Here is an 18,430-nt window from a genome sequence, read left to right on the forward strand (position 1 = left end):
GTGCAGCCTTGATCTACGATATCACGCTCCGCATCACCTATTCCTACGACAGCATGGCCGATGCTGATCATCAGATCCTGCGCATGATCCCCGCGGATCTGCCGGGAGAGCAGCGGGTCATCCTGAGCAACCTGTCTATCGAACCGCAGCCTTGTGAACGCCTCGGGCGGCAGGATTTCTTCGGCAATGGCTGTGTCGATATCGCCTTCAGCGACCCTGTGTCGGAGACCGTCTTCGTGATGAAGTCGCGGGTGGAACGGCAGGAGCCCAACAATTTCCTGGACGAATCTCCCGATCTTGCTGGACTGGCTGATGAACTTGACAGCTTTCAGTCCGTGGCTGGGCTCTCCCCCCACAATTTCCGTTTCAACTCGCCGCGCATAGAGCGCGATACGGAAATCGGCGACTGGGCGCGGGGACTCATAAAGGAAGGGCAGTCCGTACTGGCCATCGCCGATGCAGTCTGCATGGCTATTCATAGCGAGATGACCTTCGATCCGGAAGCGACCACGGTCGATACGCCCGTGCTTAAGTCCTTCAAGGGACGCCGGGGGGTCTGCCAGGACTATACCCACATTGCCATCTCCGCCCTGCGCGATCTCGGCATTCCGGCCGGTTACGTAAGCGGCTTTCTTCGCACCATTCCACCGGAAGGCCAGCCCCGGCTGGAAGGTGCCGATGCCATGCATGCCTGGGTCATGGCCTGGTGCGGCAGCTCCATGGGCTGGGTTGAATTTGACCCGACCAATGCCATGCGCGCAGGGCTGGATCATGTGGTTATCGCCCGTGGACGTGACTATTTCGATGTCGCGCCGGTCAAGGGTGCCCTTCGCACCGCAGGTTCGCAGACAACCACCCAAGCCGTGGATATGATCGCGGGCTGATCTCCCGTCTCAGGAAATCAGCCCGCAATTTCATCTCGATACCGTCAGAACTTGTAGCCGAGCTTGAAGCTGACCGCCTGGCCGACGGCGCTGTCGCTGAACTGGCCATCGTAGCGCAGTTTGGCCTCAAAGCCGTTGTCGCCAAGCAGATCCAGACCCAGACCAATCGTTGCCGACACATCCTCCCGCTCCAGTGTCAGCTTGCGCGGGTTCAGACCCGCCAGGCTGTCCGGAAGGAAGCTCGTGAGATTGCTGTCGTTGAGGGCAAACCGGGCGCCTGCCTCGAGATAGGGCCGGAAGGTGAAACCGTCCTGCAACTTGAAATCCCGGCCAAAGCGAACCGCCGGGCGGAAATCGAACAGAGCATGATCGGCTTCCTTAACCTGAAGGTTCAACGAGCCTGCCCCCCGCTCCCGGTAGCCATAATCATGGATCCAGTGGGCGTCGAGGTCCGCCAGTGGCATGACGTTGAAGCTGCCGAACTCGAACAGATACGCCAGCCGCAAACGGGTGCTGAGCGAGGCAGCCCGCTGATGCGAGGTTGCAAAACTGGTGCCTGCGCTCGTATCGATCCGCCGGGTGGCGTCCGCTTCGCTGTAAGCGCCAACCAGAGATGCGGCTGCCAGCCAGGGGCCGTCGGTGTATTTCAGCACGGCACCTGCCAGATACCGCTCGCCATCACTGTTGACGGTACGGCCGTCCAGGGACGTCCCCTGGAACCCGGCAGAAACACCAAGACGCCAGGTGTCCGACAAGGCGGCCTGATGGCCGATCGCGAAACCGGCACTGCGGCTGGTTGCGTTCGTATCGAAGCTCTTCTCGTTGGAAGCCAGCCCCTTGATCCAGGTACACTCACCCTCGCGGATCGCGGCAAAGCTGCCGGACGCCATGCCGCAGCTCAACATGGCCGAGGCACCTGCACTGGCGGCAGCGGCATGATTTTCGGCAGTCTGGTAGTGCTGGGTCGGATCCAGCGCCGCAAGCTTGGCATCAAGCTCCGCCTGATTACGGGCATTGGCGACATCCAGCGCCAGAGTGTGCAGCCCCGTATCAGACGCCGCAACCGCCGCACCACTCGTCCAGCTCTCCACAGCCGTCTTGATGGTGCTGAGCGCCGTTGCGTCATTGCCGCTGACGCTGGCCCGGCTGAAGTCGAGATCAACACCGGTTAGCGTCACGTCATTGTTGTCGAGCGAGATCTGGAAGTCCGTGAGCAGACTATCCGTGACCTGCCCAAGACTGCCGTTGAACATATCCGTATCGATGATCTTTTTCGGGCCGGAGAGAGTGCCGAACCCTGACAGCAACGGACGCACCTCCCCATTCAGGGTAAAGGTGCTGGCGTTGATCGTTGCGGCTGTTCCCCTGGCAAGATCGATGGGCAGATAGTGAAGACCGCCGTTCAGAAGGTAGTTGCTGATGCCTGACACACTGCCTTGCACCGTACCACTGTTGATCAGGGTGAAAGACCCGAAATTGCCCTGGATCGCGCCATAGACAGAACCGCCAGCCTCGACAAAAACCGTGCCGCTGCCGTCCAGCTTGATGGCTGCCTGACTGTCGGAAATGCCGTCACCTGCCGTAACGACGGATCCAGCAATGTCGACATAGATGTTGTCAAAAACGTCCTGCGCATAGATGCCATAGCCTTCGCCGCCAATGCCGGTAAAGGACACAAGGCTTGTGCTGTCGACCTCGATGGTGGTGGAAAAGAGATCCTCGGACGTTCCGGCCGGACTTGTGCCATTGGCCGTCCGGACCGCAGCAGCACCCGCACCTGAAGCCGTAACAGCTCCCTTAACTTCGACGGCGAGCCCTGCGCTGTCGCTTGAAGAGGGAGCGGAAACGCCATGGCTGTTTGCAGCAATGGCGTAAATACCGTGAGAGCCTGCACCAGATGTGCTGATCAGGCTGCCGTCAGCCGTTGCCACGTTCACGCGGCCTGACGTGCCGTTTCCGGACAGGATCGTCATGCCATTGTCATCGGCATGCACCACGGCCCCGCCACCTGCGGACTGGGCCAAAATGCCGTAAGCATGGGCCCCTGTGGTCCCGACAGTTCCCTTCAGGGAAACCGTAACATTCCCGCCATCGCCTGCTGTTGCGGAGCCCGGCTCATAAAAATTCACGGAATCCGTGTTCTGATCCGCAATGATCGAGAAACCGCCGCCGCCGCCGACAGACTGCGCAAAAATACCATGAGCTCCAGTGCCGCTTGTGCTGACGACCAAGGCGCTGTCCGCCGTTGCATCGCTGACGGTTACAGCCCCGCCATTGCCATTGCCCCCATCGGTCAGATGAACATTCACGGGCAGTTCTGTACCGGTGATCAACTCGCCGGTTCCCGCGATTCCGCCACCGCCGCCAACGGACTGGGCCAGAATACCTATAGCATGGGTGCCGGTGGTGGTGATTTCCCCGCCCCGGTTCACAGTCACCGTGCCGCCATTGCTGCCGGAACCGCCGCCGCCTCCAAGATGCAGGGACAAGCCGACAGGAATGCCATAGACCCCTCCGGACGATGCCCCGCCTGCTCCGCCGCCGCCGCCGACAGACTGAGCGACAATACCGTGGGACTGGGCTCCGGTCGTTAGAACCGTTCCCGAACCGGCAATATTGACTGAGCCGCCATTGCCCCCAGAGCCGCCGGTTCCGCCGAGTGAGAAGGCGAAGAGCCCTCCGCCCTTGGAGGCATCGCCCTGAGCCGCCGTTCCGCCGCCCCCGCCGATGGACTGGGCAAAGATGCCATAGGAGTTTGCGCCTGATGTCCAGATTCCGCCCTCGCGGGTAACGGAAACCGTTCCACCGTCGCCAGATGCTCCTGCGCTGCCGCCAAGGGCCAGCGAAAAGGTCTTCTTGGAAATGCCTGGAATACTGGGCGAGCTTCCGCCCGACGTTCCACCATCGCCTCCGCCTGCGCCGATGGATTGCGCCAGGATGCCGTTGGAATGATCCCCAACCGTCCGGATCATGCCGGTCTGTGCGTTCGTGGTATTGTCCGTGACGGTGACTGTGCCGCCGTGGTTGCCCGAGCCGCCAGACCCGCCAATGGCGAGCGACACACCATACGTTCCATAGCCGGCAATCGCATAGGAATGCGCGGCCCCGCCGTTGCCGCCGCCACCGCCAATGGACTGGCTCAAAACCCCATGGGAGTGGCCGCCCGAGGTCATGATACTGGAGCTTTTGTCGAGTGTGACGTTAACCGCTCCACCGGTCGCGCCGGTTCCCCCCTCGCCGCCGACAGCAGCCGAGAAGGAATAGGACGTGCCGGGATTGTTCGTACCCGGCTCGTCCCAAGGCACGCTCGGGAACTTCTTGGTCAGCCAGTTCAAAATACCGTTTCGCGCTTCCGTGGGATTGGGCACGAGGGTCGAAACGGCGATGGTCTGGGCACTGCCGCCAGCCCCGCCGCCGCCGCCGATGGACTGGGCCACGACGGCACTGGACTCGTCCCCGCCCGTCATCACGGACGACCCGGCGTCCGCCGTGAAACTCACGGTGCCGCCCGCGCCCCCTGAGCCGCCCCTGCCGCCAACCGCGACACTCGCGGAAACCGCTGTCCCGCCATAAGAATCCGAGCCAGATGAGCGGTTGAGCGCGGCGGCAACAGACAGAGCGGAAACATTTCCGCCGAGGCCGCCGCCACCACCGATGGACTGAAGCACGACGCCAAAGGAATTCGCGCCGTAAGTGACAATGGTCCCTGTGTTGGTCAGACTGACCGAGCTGGCGGTTCCACCTGCCCCGCCGCTGCCGCCAACTGCAACACTCGGGGAGAAGGCCTTTCCGCCGCTTGAGGAGCCGCCCGTACCCGCAGAGACCGAATAGCTGTGCACGTTGCCGCCATGCCCGCCGCCGCCCGCGACGGACTGCGCAACGGCTCCATGAGACTGTGCGCCTTGGGTCAGAATTGAGCCTGACTGGGTGATGGTCACGCTTCCGGCGTCAGCACCGCGCCCGCCGCTGCCGCCGACACCTACCCCGACAGAGGCCGCAGTGCTGCCGAGCGAGGCGGCCACATCCGTAACATTGCCGCCTGAACCGCCGCCGCCGCCGATCGACTGCGCCAGAATGCCTAAGGACTGGCTGGACCAGGTGGAAATCGAACCGGAGTTGTTACCAGTCACCGTGCCGCCATTGCCGCCATCGCCGCCGCTGCCGCCAATGCCGACGGAGACGGAGGCAGCCACTTCGCCGACAGAGGCAGCCACCGTGGTAGACGCGCCGCCTGCCCCGCCGCCACCGCCGATCGATTGCAGCAGCATGGCCGTGCCATGCCGGCCGTATGTTGTCAGATCGCCCGCATTGGTGAAATCAACTGAACTGCCATTTCCGCCAGAACCGCCGTTGCCGCCCACACCAACTGCAACACCCGCACTGGCCCCATCCGGATTTGCGCTGACCGCCACGGAGACGACATTCCCGCCCTTACCCCCGCCGCCGCCGATGGACTGGGCCAGAACCGCATAGGAATGATCACCCTTGTCCTGATTGACCGCCAGCTTGGTGACATCTGACGGCGTCAGAGTGTCACCGGAACTGGTGTCATCGATCAGGGGCTGTTGTCCGGTGATGATGGATGCCCCAGAGTCCACGCTGCCAGTGACAGCCCCTCCTTTGCCGCCAGATCCACCACTGCCGCCGACGGCAACGCTCACCGCGACAGGCCCAAGCGCGACGCTGACCGCAGACCCGCCATGACCGCCGCCGCCGCCGATGGACTGAAGAACGAGGCCATCGGAATTCTGTCCGGAGGCGGTGATATCACCTTTGACGATGCCGGAAACGGCGCCGCCATCGCCGCCGCCGCCGCCCCGTCCGCCGACGGACACGCTCACGATCCCGATCGCGGTCGCGTTGCCGCCCCGGCCACCACCGCCGCCGACCGACTGAGCCAAGACACCGGCGGCGTTCTTGCCGGAGGTTTGCAAGATACCGTCAACCCCCAGATAAACCGCGCCGCCATTGCCACCCTTGCCACCATCGCCGCCGACCGCGACGATGCCCGTCTCGCTGCCACCGTCCCCGCCATTCCCGCCGGTGCTGGAGGCCAAGATACCGGCAGACGAAGCGCCGCTGGTTGTGATTTCGCCCGTGGTGCCGATGGCGACCACGCCCCCGGCGTTGCCGCTGCCGCCATCACCGGAACCGCCGAACCATCCACCGCCGGAGCCGCTGCCGCCACCGCCGCCAAGACTTTCTGCGTCAATACCGGCAGCATTGGAGCCACTTGTTATGATCTTCCCGGCATTGTTGACGTTGACTGATCCGCCGTCGCCGCCAACGCCGCCATCATTTCCTGAAGAGGCCCACGACGCCCCGCCAGCCGCACCACCTTCGCCCCCGATGGAAAGCGCAAGAATACCGGCTTCATTGTCTGCCTTGTTTTGGATCGTACCCGCGCTGTCGTTGATAACGAAAACACCGCCGCCATTGGCGCCGCGGGCACCTTTCCCGCCGTGGCCGCCGATTGCGCCACCGCCAGCCTTGCCGCCATGACCACCGTCACCACCGGTGGAAGCAACGGTCACTGTGCCCGATGCGGGCAAGCCTTCTGGCGTGGCTGTGCTGGTTCCGTTGCTGTTGATCTGGCCGCTATTGGTGAACTTGAGATCACCACCGTCCTGACCCACGTGGCCCGGATGACCCGAGTGGAAGAAGCTCCCATTGCTGCCGTTGGCGCCATCCTCCCCGAAGGAGGTGATCAGAACCATCGGAGAGGTCGAAACCCCGGTCAGACTGCCCCGCGAGGCAATGTCCACGAGAGGCCCATAGACCGGGCTGTCCGTTCCTGTCAGACCCGGAAAGCTGAAGGGGGCCAAGAACGATCCAACAAAAGGATTTTTGCGGAATGCCGACTGGGCAACGATGGACCAAAGCTTGCTGGTGCTTTCCGCCTCTGTAAATCCGTCCGTCTGCAGGGTGATCGGGCGGCCACCCGTCGGAATGACCTGGCCCTCGGCAAAGGCGAGATCGAGATCGACCGCGCCGGAGACCTTGAAAGGACCTCCATAGGGGATTGGGAAAGGCGCCCCGAACAACTTGACGAAGCGCAATCCGGCAAGCGTCAGCTCAATATTGCCTAGGGATTCCGCGATACCGGTTGGAACTGTTTCCCCGGAATGGAGCGTATAGACGATGCGTCCATCGCTCCCTGCCTCGCCCGTCAACCACCACTTGTTCTCCGCCGCCGCGGGCGTTGCCAGAAGACAGAGCGCGGCGGTTCCGAGCAATGCGCTTCTCAAGGGGGACCGGTGCAATCTGCCGTAACGGGAGCAGGTTTTTACGGATTGTCCGTTCGAAGCTTCGGCGTTCATCACTTGCCCCCCGGCGGAATATCACAAGCTGCAGCGGCTGCCATCAGAGCAGGCATCGCGCGGGCAACCCGATCGATCAAAAAACAAAAAACCACGCGGTATACTCTCCGCGCATAAACGAGTCGGCATACACGACCAAAAGAAGACCAGATCTAATCCGGTTGCGCATTATTTTTTTCCAGAAGTTTCCCTTCTTTTCCAGTTACATATTTGTAAGATCCTACGGCACTTCAGCCAATAGCTGATCCGCTCACTGCCCGGCGGGAGGAAAGAACGGGTGCGACCCCGGCAATCGGGTATCCAGCACTATCGATAAGCGGGGAACGATTGCGCAGATTGATCAGATCGGGCCCCCTTAATGAAAACGGCGGATATGCCGTGCACATCCGCCGCGTGTTACACCTGCAAAGATTGGCGGTTCGCTCTATTTCCGGGGAACACCCTTCTGCCTCAACATCCGCTTTTGAGCGGCAATCCGGAACGGCGCATTAGGGGCGCCATAGCCGCTGTAATTTCCGCGGCGCTCGAGCACCTCGAAGAACATGCCGCCGCCAAAAGGCCGGGAATAGATCTGGAAGAACTCGCCGCCGGCGTCCCGGTCATAGAGGATATTGTGCCGTTTCATGAGGGCGAGACGGTCCTCGGCAATGTCAAACCGGCTGACCAGATCCGCATAATAGTTGTCAGGCATCGGCAGCGCCTTGAACCCCGCCTCTTCAAGGGCTTCGGCACTGGCGAAAATGTCTTCAGAGGCAAAGGCCACGTGCTGGACCGGCGCACCGAAACTGTCGGCCAGGAACGAGCCTGCCAGCGTCCGGTGGGTTTCCGCCCCGTTGAGCGTGATCCGGAAGCCCTGCCCGTCCGCTTCGACGGCCTGGCTGCGCACAAGCCCGTCGGGATCGATCACATCCACCATCGGCGATTTGCCCATACGGAAAAGGGATGTGTAGAACAGCGTCCAGCTGAGCATCTCCGTATAGGACATGGTCTGGGCCACGTGGTCGACACGCTTCAGCCCCGCCCCTCCGCTGACCGGCTGGATCATCCGGAATTCGGAGGACCAGACAGAAGACAGTGAGGAGGACCCGTCCAAGAAATGCAGCAGGCTTCCACCAAGACCGCGAATGGCCGGAATGTCGATCTGGCCTTCTGTCAGCGGCTGCTGGAAAGGCTCGGCGCCAAGGGCTGTGGCGCGGGCGACCGTTTCTTCCGCAGAGGCAACTTCCAGACCGATATCGCAGATATTGGTGCCATGAACCGTATAGGTCGTACCCGCAAAATCCCTGGCTTCCTGATTGATGATGATGCGGATATCGCCCTGTTGCCACAGGGTCAGATCTTTGGTGATGTGCTGACCGGTTTCCTGAAAGCCCAGGGTGGTGAGGAAATGGGCAAGATTCCTGGCCTCTTCCCCTTGCGAGGCGAACTCGATGAAAGCCGTTCCGGACACCTTGACCCGCTCCGGCATGTCCGGCAGGTCAACCTGGGCTCCGGGCTCCTTGCGGCGCACGTCATCCATCAGACAGACCAGGGAGCGAAGCCCGTCCTTGGCGACGGACGCCGGGCTGCCGCCCCGGAACTGGTCGTTGAAGATTTCCAGGCTCACCGGTCCCTGATAGCCTGTCGCCATGACGGCCTGCATGAAGGCGGTGACATCCAGATCCCCCTCGCCCGGCATGTTGCGGAAATGGCGGGACCAGTAGAGAAGATCCATCTCGATCAAGGGCGCATCGGCCAGCTGAACGAAGAAGATCTTGTCGGAGGGAATGCGTCGGATCGTGTCCGGATCGATCTTGCGGCCGAGCGTGTGGAAGCTGTCGAGGATCAGACCGATGTTGGGGTGATCCGCCCGGCGCACGATTTCCCAGGCGTCCCGATGATCGTTGACATGACGCCCCCAGGCCAGAGCCTCATAGCCGACACGAATGCCGCGCTTGGCGGCCCGCTCTCCCAGTTCCCGGAAGTCGTCGGCTGCCCGGTCGATACCGCCAAGGGCCTCCGAATGCACGGAAGAGCAGAAGAGAACAAGGTCCGTGCCCAGCTCCTGCATCAGATCGAACTTGCGCTCTGCCCGGTCAAAAGCCTTGGTCCGAAGAGCGCCCGGCAGCCCCTCAAAGTCGCGGAAGGGCTGGAACAGGGTGATTTCCAGCCCTTGATCGCGGATACGCTGGCCCACGTCACGCGGGCTGCCCTCATCTGCGATGAAGTCCTGCTCGAAGATCTCGATACCATCGAACCCCGCAGCGGAGATGGCTTCCAGCTTTTCCCGGAGATTACCGGGAACGGAAACGGTGGCAATCGAAGTCTTCATGCGGTTTCTCCCGTGTGGATCAGGTCGTGACGCAGACTGTCCTCATCAAGCGGCTTACCCGAAAACAGCTTCCAGGCATGAACGCCTTGATAGAAGAACAGTTCCCAGCCGGAAATAATGGACAGTCCGGCAGCTGATGCATCACTGAGGAACTGCGTGTCCGCGGGTGTATAGACGGCATCGAATGCCCATTGTGCGCCCTGCATGGCCTCAGCGGCGACCGGCGTTCCCTCGTAGCCTACCATACCGACCGGCGTGCAATTGACCAGACCGGAGACGCCGCTTGCTGCCTCCTCCGCCTTATCCCACAGGCTGACCTTCATGCCGGGAGCGGCCTTCCGGACAGCTTCCGCCATGATTTCCGCCTTGACCCGGTCCCGGTCGACCAGACGCAACTCGGTCGCGCCAAGGCCGATCAGCCCGAAGGCAACGGCCCGGCCAACACCGCCCGTACCGATCATCAGCACCGCACCTGGCGCCTCATCCCCGCGCACCCGGCGGTAAGCGGCCATGAAACCGGAATAGTCGGTGTTGTAGCCCTTTGGGGTGCTTTCCCCGAAGATGACCGTGTTGACCGCGCCCATGCCGCGGACCAGCGGGTCGTCGATGGCAACATGAGCCGTCACCCGCTCCTTGTAGGGATAGGTGATGTTGGTTCCGCGGTAATGTTCGCGCTGTGCCAGCGCGAACACCTCTTCAAAACCGAGCCCCAAATCCTTCGGCACCAGCCGGTTGTAACTTACATCCATGCCGTTCTGCCGGCCGGCAAGCCGGTGCAGCAAGGGGGACCTAGATGCGGCGATGTTGTCGCCGATCAGGCCCAGTTTCAGAGGTCCGGAGGTCGCCGGATCTTGGGTCATGGATTTCTCTCCTACCGGTCCTGGCGGCGTGCCAGGGCGGACTTTGCTTTGGACCAGACGGGGGTCTGGGAAACGAAGATCAGAACAACGGCGGCAAACAGGGTCAGCGACAGCGGACTGCTGAAAATGCCCCAGAAGAAGCGGCCGAGATCCTCACGTTCGGAAATGATCGCCCGGCGCCAATTGTCATCCAGAAGCCGGGACAGGATCACCCCGAGGATCACCGGCCCGAGCGGATAGCCATAGTGGCGCATGAAGTAGCCGAAGAAGCCGAAGCCGAGCATCCAGTAGACATCCGTGATCGAATTGTTGACCGCATAAGCGCCGACAATCGACAGAAGCAGGATGAGCGGGATCAGGACGGAACGGGGCATTTCCACGATCTTCACGAAGAGCCGGATGCCGGTCAGGCCGAACAGCAGCATGAAGAAGTTGGCCGTGACCAGGGCGCCGACGATGAACCAGAACATGTTCGGCTGATCGATCATTAGCATCGGCCCCGGGTTGAGACCATGGATGAACAGCGCGCCGATCATGATCGCTGTCACCGCATCACCGGGAATACCAAGGGTCATCATGGGGATGAAGGCGCCGCCGACAGCGGCATTATTCGCCGTTTCGGGAGCGACCAGTCCTTCGATCGCGCCCTGACCGAAGGGGCGTTCCGGGTTCTTGGTCACGCGCTTGGCATGGTCATAGGCCATCAGGGCCGCGATATCGCCTCCGGTGCCCGGAAGAGCGCCGATCATCACACCGATGGCGGAGGTCTGCAGGGACAGCGGCAGATGCTTGCGCAGCGTGCCCCAGGACGGGACGATGCGGGTGATCTTCTGGCGGATGGCCGGCAAGCCGATATGATGGAGCTGAAGCAGCGCCTCGGACACGCCGAACATGCCGATCATGACCGCAATGAAGCTGATGCCGCCCCGCATGAGCGGAATGTCGAAGGTGAAGCGCTGCGTGAATGTCAAAGGATCCATGCCCACCGCACCAACAGCAATGCCGAAAGCCCCTGCGAAGATCCCCTTCGCCAGACTGCCGGTCGAGAGAGAGCCCACCAGCAGAATGCCGAGCACCGCCAGAAGCATGTAGTCGCGCGGCTGGAACTTCAGGGCGAAATCCGACACGAAAGGAGCCGCAACCGCCAGAACCGCGATCCCCACGAAGCCGCCGAAGAAGGACATGACCGTGGTGATGCCGATGGCCGTTCCCGCCTCGCCGCGCTGGGCCAGCGGATAGCCGTCCATAGCGGTCGCAATCGCCGAGGGAGCACCCGGGATGTTCAACAGAATCGCTGTGCGCGCGCCACCATAGACACCGCCCATATAGATGCCGATCATCAGCGAGATTGCCGGATAGACGTCCCAGGAGAAGGTGAAGGAAATCAGGATCGACACCGCCATGGTGACGGATAGACCAGGAATGGCGCCGATATAGACACCAGCGAAAGTCCCGACACCGACGAGCAGGAGAAGCTCGGGCTGCGTGAACACCGTGAAGAAAGCCAGGAGACTATCCATCATGCCGCTCCGTGTTGAAAGAGATCACGGAAGAACTGGATGAATTCGGCTTCCGGGACGATGCCGGCGGGCATCAGGACCGTGAAGATGATGCGGAAGACCAGCCAGATGAGCAGAAGGCTGCCGGTGGACACCGCAAAGACAAAGCCCCAGCCCCGGTCTGACAGGATCCGGATGGAGGCAATCAGGAACAGCGCGGAGGTTGGCAGAAAGCCGAGCGGCTTCAGGAGCAAGCCGTAGGCAATGAGCAAACCGGTGAAAATGATCACCGTGCGCGGCAGAATGCTGCCCGAGATCGTCTCGTTGGCGAAGGTATGCAGCTTTGCAGTGCGGATCACCACGATGAGCGCCGAGATCACCATTACAGCGGTCGTTGCCATGGGCACTGCACCTGGCGACGACAGCGCCTCAAATCCGGCAATACCGTAGGCCGAATAGAGAAGGTAAAGGCTGGCCGCCAGAAGGAACCCCGCGAACGCCAGTTCCCCCGGCCTGCGCCGGTCCGGATATCCACCTGGTGTCGCATCCGATGTTCCGTCGTGGTTGTCGTATTCTTGATCCTGCATGTGATCCATCCATCCCATTCCGGCAGCCCTTGCTTCAGGGAACCGGCACTTTGCCTTGCCGTTCCGTTGGGCCGCCGTCATTCCCAGCACGCTTAAAAAAGTGGCGCCGCCCTTCGGTCCGGAAGAGCGGCGCCCTTTTGCATGGTGCGGCAGCGCCTGATCAGGTCCGCAAAGCCAGGCTTACTTCGCCGGGCGCGCGATACCAAAGTCTTCTGGAGACGCCTTGGTCAAACCTGCGTCCTGCAGAAGCCAGGTGGTGTTCTGCTGCCACTTGGACAGGAAATCCTGCGCTTCCTGGCCGCTGATGCCCATCATTGTGAAGCCGCGGTTGTCCATCAGCTCGACGAATTCCGGGTTCTTCGCACCTTCCGCATAAGCGGAGGCCAGCTTGGCGACGATGTCATCCGGCGTGCCTTTCGCCACGAAGACACCGAAGAACGGGCCCCAGGGCAGCATGTCGTTGTATTTGTCGTTAAAGGACGTGATGGTCGGCACATCCGGCAGCTTTTCGTTGGCAGTAACATCGAAGATCGCAAGCGGCTTCATGTTGCCCGCACGGATACCTTCGATGGAGGCGCCCAGAACAGCCGGCATCACATCGATCGCGCCCCCCTGAAGAGCCGTCAGTGCCGGGCCATCTCCATCGTAGGGAACGGAAATCACATCGAGCTTGCCTTCAACCGTGTTCATCATCGCAGTGATGACGGACGGCAGGCCGCCAGGGCCAGTCGCGCCAAGGCGGAGCTCACCCGGATGTTCCTTGATATAGGCCATCATACCGGCGTAGTCATCAAACGGCGCATCCTGGTTTGCCACCAAAATCGGGGTGCCGCGGGCCAGAATGCTGATCGGAATAAAGTCGCTGTAGTCCTTTTCGCCGAGACCCATCACCTTGTAGAGCAGCGGGTTTTCGGCGCCCATCAGCAGAGTGTAGCCGTCTGCCGGCAGGGCTTCGACATAGTTCAGCGCGATGGCACCAACGCCGCCAGTCATGTTCTGCATGATGACGGTACCGCCAAGAGCCTTTTCCGCATGCGGGGTAACGGACCGCATCACGGTGTCGGTGGAGCCACCGGCACCCCACTGGATGATGCCCTGAATTTCCTGCGTCGGATAATCAGCAGCGCTTGCAGCGGATGTTGCCATGACCAGCGCGGAGACAGCGCCGATGATAAATTTCTTCATGAGTTTCCTCCCTTGGAATTGAGGGACGGCTTTCTCCCAAAACCGTCTATTGCTCGAGATTTGCCGATCCTGAAGCTAACGTCAAATACCTAATTCAATGATCAATTAACTTGATGTTATTTTTTTGACCACTGAAGCAGCCCAGTGCAGGTGGGCCTCATTGAGTTCCTTCCGGAACTGCTGAATACCAAAATCGGCAAAATTGGAAAGAACCCTGCCCTTCTTTCTGACCACATAGATCGTCACGTCCACCTTTTCCGTCAAAGGCTTGCGGACGACACCCGGCATGTAGACCTCAGCAACCGAGAATTCGTCAATCAAGGCCACTCCCAACCCGTGGCGGACCAGACTCACCACTGTCTGGGCAAAGCGGCCGCGCATGCTGTGGCGCAGAGGCAGTTTTGCCTGCAGGAAGGCCCGGGCGACTATCGCGCCGTAGGGATCGCCCGGATCAATGCCGATCAGCGGTTCATCCTTCAGATCGTGAACCGAAATCCCGGCTTTGTCCGAGAGGCGGTGCCCTTCCGGCAGGATCGCAACGATCCGGCCGCGCGCTATTTCCTCGTTCTCAACACCCGGGTTGTTCACGGGCGAACTCATGATCACGAACTCCCCCCGTTCCAAGAGCAGATAGTCCAGGGTCTCCTCGATCTTCAGGATGTTAAGATCAATAAAGAGATCCGGATAGCGTTTTCGCATGGAGCGGATTGCCCGGGCGGCGATGAACTGTGCGACAGAAGGCGCGGACGCGAATGCAAGGCGCACATCAACGCCCTTCTGAAGGGAATCAAGCGCCAACTGCAGGTTTTCGACGCCCTTGTAGACCTGACCGATCTGGTCAAAGACCGCCCCCGCCTCCACCGACGGCACAAAAAGCCCGGCCTGGCGTTCGAAGAGCCGGATGCCGAGAGACTCTTCGGTATGCTTGATCAGCCGGCTGACCCCGGGGGCCGAGACGCCCAGATGTTCCGCCGCCCCATTGATGGTTCCACGCAGCATAACGGCGCGGATCACCTCGATCTGCCTGAGTGTAATTTCGCGCAAGACCAGTTCCTCCCGGCTCAAATTAACACCATGTTACGCTGGTGGCCAATTCAATAATTGACGTTAAGAGTGCCCGGGTGAAACTTCCAGCCAGGGAGCGGGAAAGATGAGGTCCGGGAGGAGCAGCATGACGGATACCGCAAGGGTATCGGAAAGCCCTAGTTCAGATGAGCAATTCGACCTGATTGTCGCGGGCTCTGGCGCGGCCGGGCTTAGCTGCGCCGTCACAGCGGCTCAACACGGGCTGAAGGTTTGTGTTCTGGAAAAGACAGACGTCATCGGCGGCACAACCGCCTGGTCTGGCGGCTGGATCTGGGCGCCGTGCAATCCGGTTGTCCAGAGAGCCGGCATTGTGGAAGACAGCTTAGCCCCGCGCCTCTATCTCCAGTCTCTCCTTGGCAACCACTTCCAGGCCGACCGCATCGACGCTTTCCTTAAAGCCGCCCCCAGGATGGTCGGCTTTCTGGAGGAGAACACCGCGCTGGAATTCGAGGGAGGCCTCGCCATTCCGGACACCTACAGCCACCTGCCGGGTGCAGGCATGGGCGGCCGCTCCGTCATTGCCAGGCCCTATGACGCCCGCAAGCTCGGCGCGGCCCTCGAGCTGCTGCGCAAGCCCATGCACGAGACCACCTTCTTCGGCATGACCATTCAGGCAGGACCTGACCTGCGGGCCTTCCTGACCATGCTGCGATCCAGCACCAGCTTTGTTCACGTGATCAAGCGGACCCTGCGCCATTTCCGGGATCTGGCCTTGCATGGCCGGGGCATGGACCTGCGCAATGGCAATGCGCTGGCCGCCCGGCTTTTGCGGTCTGCCCTCGACCTTGGCATTGACATTCGCACCGGGGTCTCGATTGAACGGCTCAGCGGAACCGGAGGCCGGGTCACCGGCGTCGACCTGGCCGATGGCGCCAGCTTGTCCGCCTCAAGAGGCGTGGTGCTGGCCTGCGGCGGGTTTTCCCAAAACCCGCAAGCCAGAGAAGGCGTGATCCCGCGCAACAGCGAACACCACTCTCTTGCCCTTGAAAGCGCGACCGGTGATGGACTGAGGCTCGCCAGCGGGGCTGGCGGTTCCATGGATTTCAGCCTTGCCGATCCGGCGGCTTATTGTCCTGTCTCAAGCGTTCCCTGGGGAAATGGCAGGACTGGCCAGTTCCCGCATATCATCGACCGGGGCAAACCGGGCGTGATCGGCGTTCTGGCCTCCGGGCGCCGCTTCTGCAATGAAGGGCTCGGCTACCACGACTATGTTACGGCCCTGCTTGAGGCCACCAGGGAGGACAAAAAGGCCGAGTCGTGGCTCGTCTGTGATCACCGCTTTCTGCGGCGCTATGGCCTGGGAATTGTCCGCCCCTCCCCGGTTCCTTCCGGCCACTGGCTGCGCAACGGCTATCTGAAAACCGGCAAGACACCGGAAGAGCTGGCGGTGGCCTGCGGCATCGACCCCACCGGTCTGGCGGCAACCATTGAAGCCTGGAACAGCCATGCTGCGTCTGGCGAGGATCCGGAATTTGGCCGTGGCTCCACGCCCTATATGCGCCTTCAGGGCGACCCGGAGCAAAAACCCAATCCTTGTGTCGCGCCGATAGCTTCCGCACCATTTTATGCCGTGAAAGTCGTGCCGGGCAGTTTCGGCACTTTCGCCGGACTTGCGACTGATGCCAATGCCCGAGTTCTCATGGCGGACGGCACGCCTATAGCGGGCCTTTATGCAGCAGGCGCGGACGCAGCCAGTGTTTTTGGCGGGTTTTATCCGGCTGGCGGGATCAATCTCGGCCCGGCTCTCACCTTCGGCTATATCGCAGGCTGCCATGCAGCCGGGAAAGACATCTGATGCCCCGTCCCCTCTCCGCTGCCCACCTTTCCGCCATCGACCTTGATCCGCCTGCCTTTCTGGAGGCTGCGGCAGACGCGGGATTTGACGCAGTCGGCCTGAGGCTCATCCGTGTCACGGAGACAACACCGGGATATCCGCTCATGCATGATCCGGACGCCATGAGACAGACCAAGGCTGCGATGGCATCGACCGGTCTTCGCGTGGCAGACATCGAATTCGTCAAGATCACTCCGGAAACATGCATTGATGCCCTGTTGCCGTTTCTGGATGCCGGCGCCGAACTGGGCGCGGCGCAGGTCATCACCGCCCCTTACGACCCGGACCTGAACCGGCTCGCCAACACTCTTGGGCGCCTGTCCGAACAGGCGCATCTGCGTGGTCTCGGCACTGTTCTGGAGTTCTTCCCCTGGACCTGTGTGCCCAATCTCGCGGCCTGCTGGAAAGTGGTAAGCCAGGCGGGCCCGCACACGGGCCTGCTGGTGGACAGTCTCCATTTCAACCGGTCCGGCTCGCAACTGGACATGCTGCGCTCCCTGCCCAGAGACCGGCTGCCCTTTGCCCATCTTTGCGATGCGCCCTGCCAGCCGGGCTACACCGAAGAAGAGCTTCTGGAGACAGCGCGGGCGGAACGTCTGGCGCCCGGCGACGGTGATATCGACCTTAAGGCCTTCCTCGCCGCGCTTGCCCAGGACCTGCCGCTCGGCATCGAGGTTCCCATGACCAGAATGGCAGCAGCGGAAGGATCTGCCGCTGTCCTCAAGCATATCTGCGACAGAACGAAAGGGTTTCTCGCCACCTTCGACGACTGCTCTTGAGACAGCTCAGCCGGTGGCATTCTGGATGGCTGGAGACGTGCCTGTATAAACAGGCAGACCGGCCGCGTTGAGCACCTCGCCAAATTCGGGGTCGGGATCGCCGTCGCAGATCAGGCCGTTGAACTCATCAAGAGCGCTGATATGCACCAGATCCCGCTGTCCGAACTTCTCCCGTCCGGCCAGAAGATATTTGGTCCTGGCCGCGGCGAGCATTACCGTTTTGAGAATGGCGAGCGGACGAACAGCCTCGCTGGCACCCCGCTCGTCCACTGCAGATGCGCCGATGAAGCAGGCGTCCACGGTGTGGCGCTCCAGAAAGGCCAGGGCTTCAGCGCCCGACACCGCAGCTTCCGTCGCCAGATAGTCTCCTGGACACAGCACCACGTCCGAGGTCCGGCACTGGCCAAGGGTCATGGCAATCGGCAGGCTGTTGGTAATCACGGTACAAGGCGTCTCTGCAATCGTCAGCATGCGCGCCATTTGCAAGGTCGTCGTACCGGCATCCATCATCACTGTTGAGCCAGGCAGGACCAATTTCGCCGCATGAGCGCCGATCCTCTCGCGTTCCTCCCGCCGCATTGCAGAACGGGTATCCATATCGGGATAGAGACGGTGCGCGCCTGTTTCGGGCAGGATGCCACTGCATCCGCGCGGCACCAGCCCCATCTGGCCGAGATCATCCAGATCCTGCCGGATTGTCTCACTGCACACCCTAAACTGATCTGAAAGTTCGCTGATTCTGGCGTGAGGCCGTGTTTTCAGGGTGTGAAGGATCTGCTTCCGGCGCTCACTGTCTTTCTGATCGCTCATGCGAGGGCTCCGCCCAGGAGCTTCCGCCTGCTTGTCATCCAACTTGTCCTCTTATCCCAATTCCCAGCGGCAATTAAGCCCACTATTTTTGATGGGCACCAGATCATTTTTTCGAAAAACCTTATTCTCGTGCGGAATGCTGTTGCAAATGACACACCATGATGATGAATTTGAATCTGATTTGATCACCTTCTCAGACTTTTCGCTTTGCGTATCATACGCCTAGCTCTTACCCGGCTTATATTCCGGGATCGATGAGCAATAGCGTCCGCAAG

At 61.3% G+C, this 18,430-nt stretch carries 11 protein-coding genes; 3 read left to right on the forward strand and 8 right to left on the reverse strand.

Features of this window, described 5'->3' with window-relative positions; translation table 11 throughout:
- The first annotated feature begins 8 nt into the window (after positions 1-8).
- Positions 9-884, forward strand: a complete 876-nt coding sequence (locus tag IG616_RS05560; RefSeq protein WP_192147135.1) for a transglutaminase family protein — start codon at positions 9-11, stop codon at positions 882-884.
- Positions 885-928: 44 nt separating this feature from the next.
- On the opposite strand, the gene IG616_RS23260 is transcribed toward IG616_RS05560, so the two are convergent.
- From IG616_RS23260 to IG616_RS05595, 7 genes are all read right to left on the reverse strand, one after another.
- Positions 929-7,120 carry an autotransporter outer membrane beta-barrel domain-containing protein gene (locus IG616_RS23260; protein WP_192147136.1) on the reverse strand — a complete coding sequence of 2,064 codons (6,192 nt, stop codon included), beginning with the start codon at positions 7,118-7,120 and terminating at the stop codon, positions 929-931.
- A 508-nt stretch (positions 7,121-7,628) separates the two neighbouring features.
- Positions 7,629-9,515, reverse strand: a complete 1,887-nt coding sequence (locus IG616_RS05570; RefSeq protein WP_192147137.1) for a bifunctional sugar phosphate isomerase/epimerase/4-hydroxyphenylpyruvate dioxygenase family protein — start codon at positions 9,513-9,515, stop codon at positions 7,629-7,631.
- Positions 9,512-10,375, reverse strand: a complete 864-nt coding sequence (locus IG616_RS05575) for a shikimate dehydrogenase family protein (protein ID WP_192147138.1) — start codon at positions 10,373-10,375, stop codon at positions 9,512-9,514. The genes IG616_RS05570 and IG616_RS05575 overlap by 4 nt, the downstream gene beginning before the upstream one ends.
- 11 nt (positions 10,376-10,386) lie before the next feature.
- Positions 10,387-11,898, reverse strand: a complete 1,512-nt coding sequence (locus IG616_RS05580; RefSeq protein ID WP_246476120.1) for a tripartite tricarboxylate transporter permease — start codon at positions 11,896-11,898, stop codon at positions 10,387-10,389.
- A complete protein-coding gene (locus tag IG616_RS05585; RefSeq protein ID WP_209007298.1) occupies positions 11,895-12,461 on the reverse strand; it encodes a tripartite tricarboxylate transporter TctB family protein in 567 nt (188 codons plus the stop codon). Before IG616_RS05585 ends, IG616_RS05580 begins: the two co-directional genes overlap by 4 nt.
- Before the next feature lie 180 nt (positions 12,462-12,641).
- The gene (locus IG616_RS05590; protein ID WP_192147140.1) at positions 12,642-13,646 is read right to left on the reverse strand and encodes a Bug family tripartite tricarboxylate transporter substrate binding protein; all 1,005 of its coding nucleotides are present in this window, start codon (positions 13,644-13,646) and stop codon (positions 12,642-12,644) included.
- A gap of 105 nt (positions 13,647-13,751) precedes the next feature.
- On the reverse strand, positions 13,752-14,690 hold the full coding sequence (locus IG616_RS05595; RefSeq protein ID WP_192147141.1) for a LysR family transcriptional regulator: 939 nt from the start codon (positions 14,688-14,690) through the stop codon (positions 13,752-13,754).
- A 127-nt stretch (positions 14,691-14,817) separates the two neighbouring features.
- On the opposite strand from IG616_RS05595, the gene IG616_RS05600 reads away from it, so the two are divergent.
- Together IG616_RS05600 and IG616_RS05605 are read left to right on the forward strand one after the other, a co-directional pair.
- Entirely contained in the window at positions 14,818-16,527 is a 1,710-nt protein-coding gene (locus tag IG616_RS05600) for an FAD-dependent oxidoreductase (protein ID WP_192147142.1), read from the forward strand.
- Positions 16,527-17,345: a sugar phosphate isomerase/epimerase family protein gene (locus IG616_RS05605; protein ID WP_192147143.1), complete on the forward strand. Its 819-nt coding sequence runs from the start codon at positions 16,527-16,529 to the stop codon at positions 17,343-17,345. The genes IG616_RS05600 and IG616_RS05605 overlap by 1 nt, the downstream gene beginning before the upstream one ends.
- 6 nt (positions 17,346-17,351) lie before the next feature.
- Here IG616_RS05605 and IG616_RS05610 read toward each other — a convergent pair whose 3' ends face one another.
- The gene (locus IG616_RS05610) at positions 17,352-18,155 is read right to left on the reverse strand and encodes a DeoR/GlpR family DNA-binding transcription regulator (protein ID WP_192147144.1); all 804 of its coding nucleotides are present in this window, start codon (positions 18,153-18,155) and stop codon (positions 17,352-17,354) included.
- Positions 18,156-18,430: the final 275 nt, after the last annotated feature.

This window comes from Roseibium litorale, from assembly GCF_014842915.1.
Classification (GTDB): Bacteria; Pseudomonadota; Alphaproteobacteria; order Rhizobiales; family Stappiaceae; genus Roseibium; species Roseibium litorale.

Coding starts and splice junctions, on each gene's coding strand:
- IG616_RS05590 (WP_192147140.1), bottom strand. CDS start 13,646: ATGAAGAAATTTATCATCGGCGCTGTCTCCGCGCTGGTCATGGCAACA.
- IG616_RS05600 (WP_192147142.1), top strand. CDS start 14,818: ATGACGGATACCGCAAGGGTATCGGAAAGCCCTAGTTCAGATGAGCAA.
- IG616_RS05580 (WP_246476120.1), bottom strand. CDS start 11,898: ATGATGGATAGTCTCCTGGCTTTCTTCACGGTGTTCACGCAGCCCGAG.
- IG616_RS05585 (WP_209007298.1), bottom strand. CDS start 12,461: ATGCAGGATCAAGAATACGACAACCACGACGGAACATCGGATGCGACA.
- IG616_RS05575 (WP_192147138.1), bottom strand. CDS start 10,375: ATGACCCAAGATCCGGCGACCTCCGGACCTCTGAAACTGGGCCTGATC.
- IG616_RS05570 (WP_192147137.1), bottom strand. CDS start 9,515: ATGAAGACTTCGATTGCCACCGTTTCCGTTCCCGGTAATCTCCGGGAA.
- IG616_RS05605 (WP_192147143.1), top strand. CDS start 16,527: ATGCCCCGTCCCCTCTCCGCTGCCCACCTTTCCGCCATCGACCTTGAT.
- IG616_RS05610 (WP_192147144.1), bottom strand. CDS start 18,155: ATGAGCGATCAGAAAGACAGTGAGCGCCGGAAGCAGATCCTTCACACC.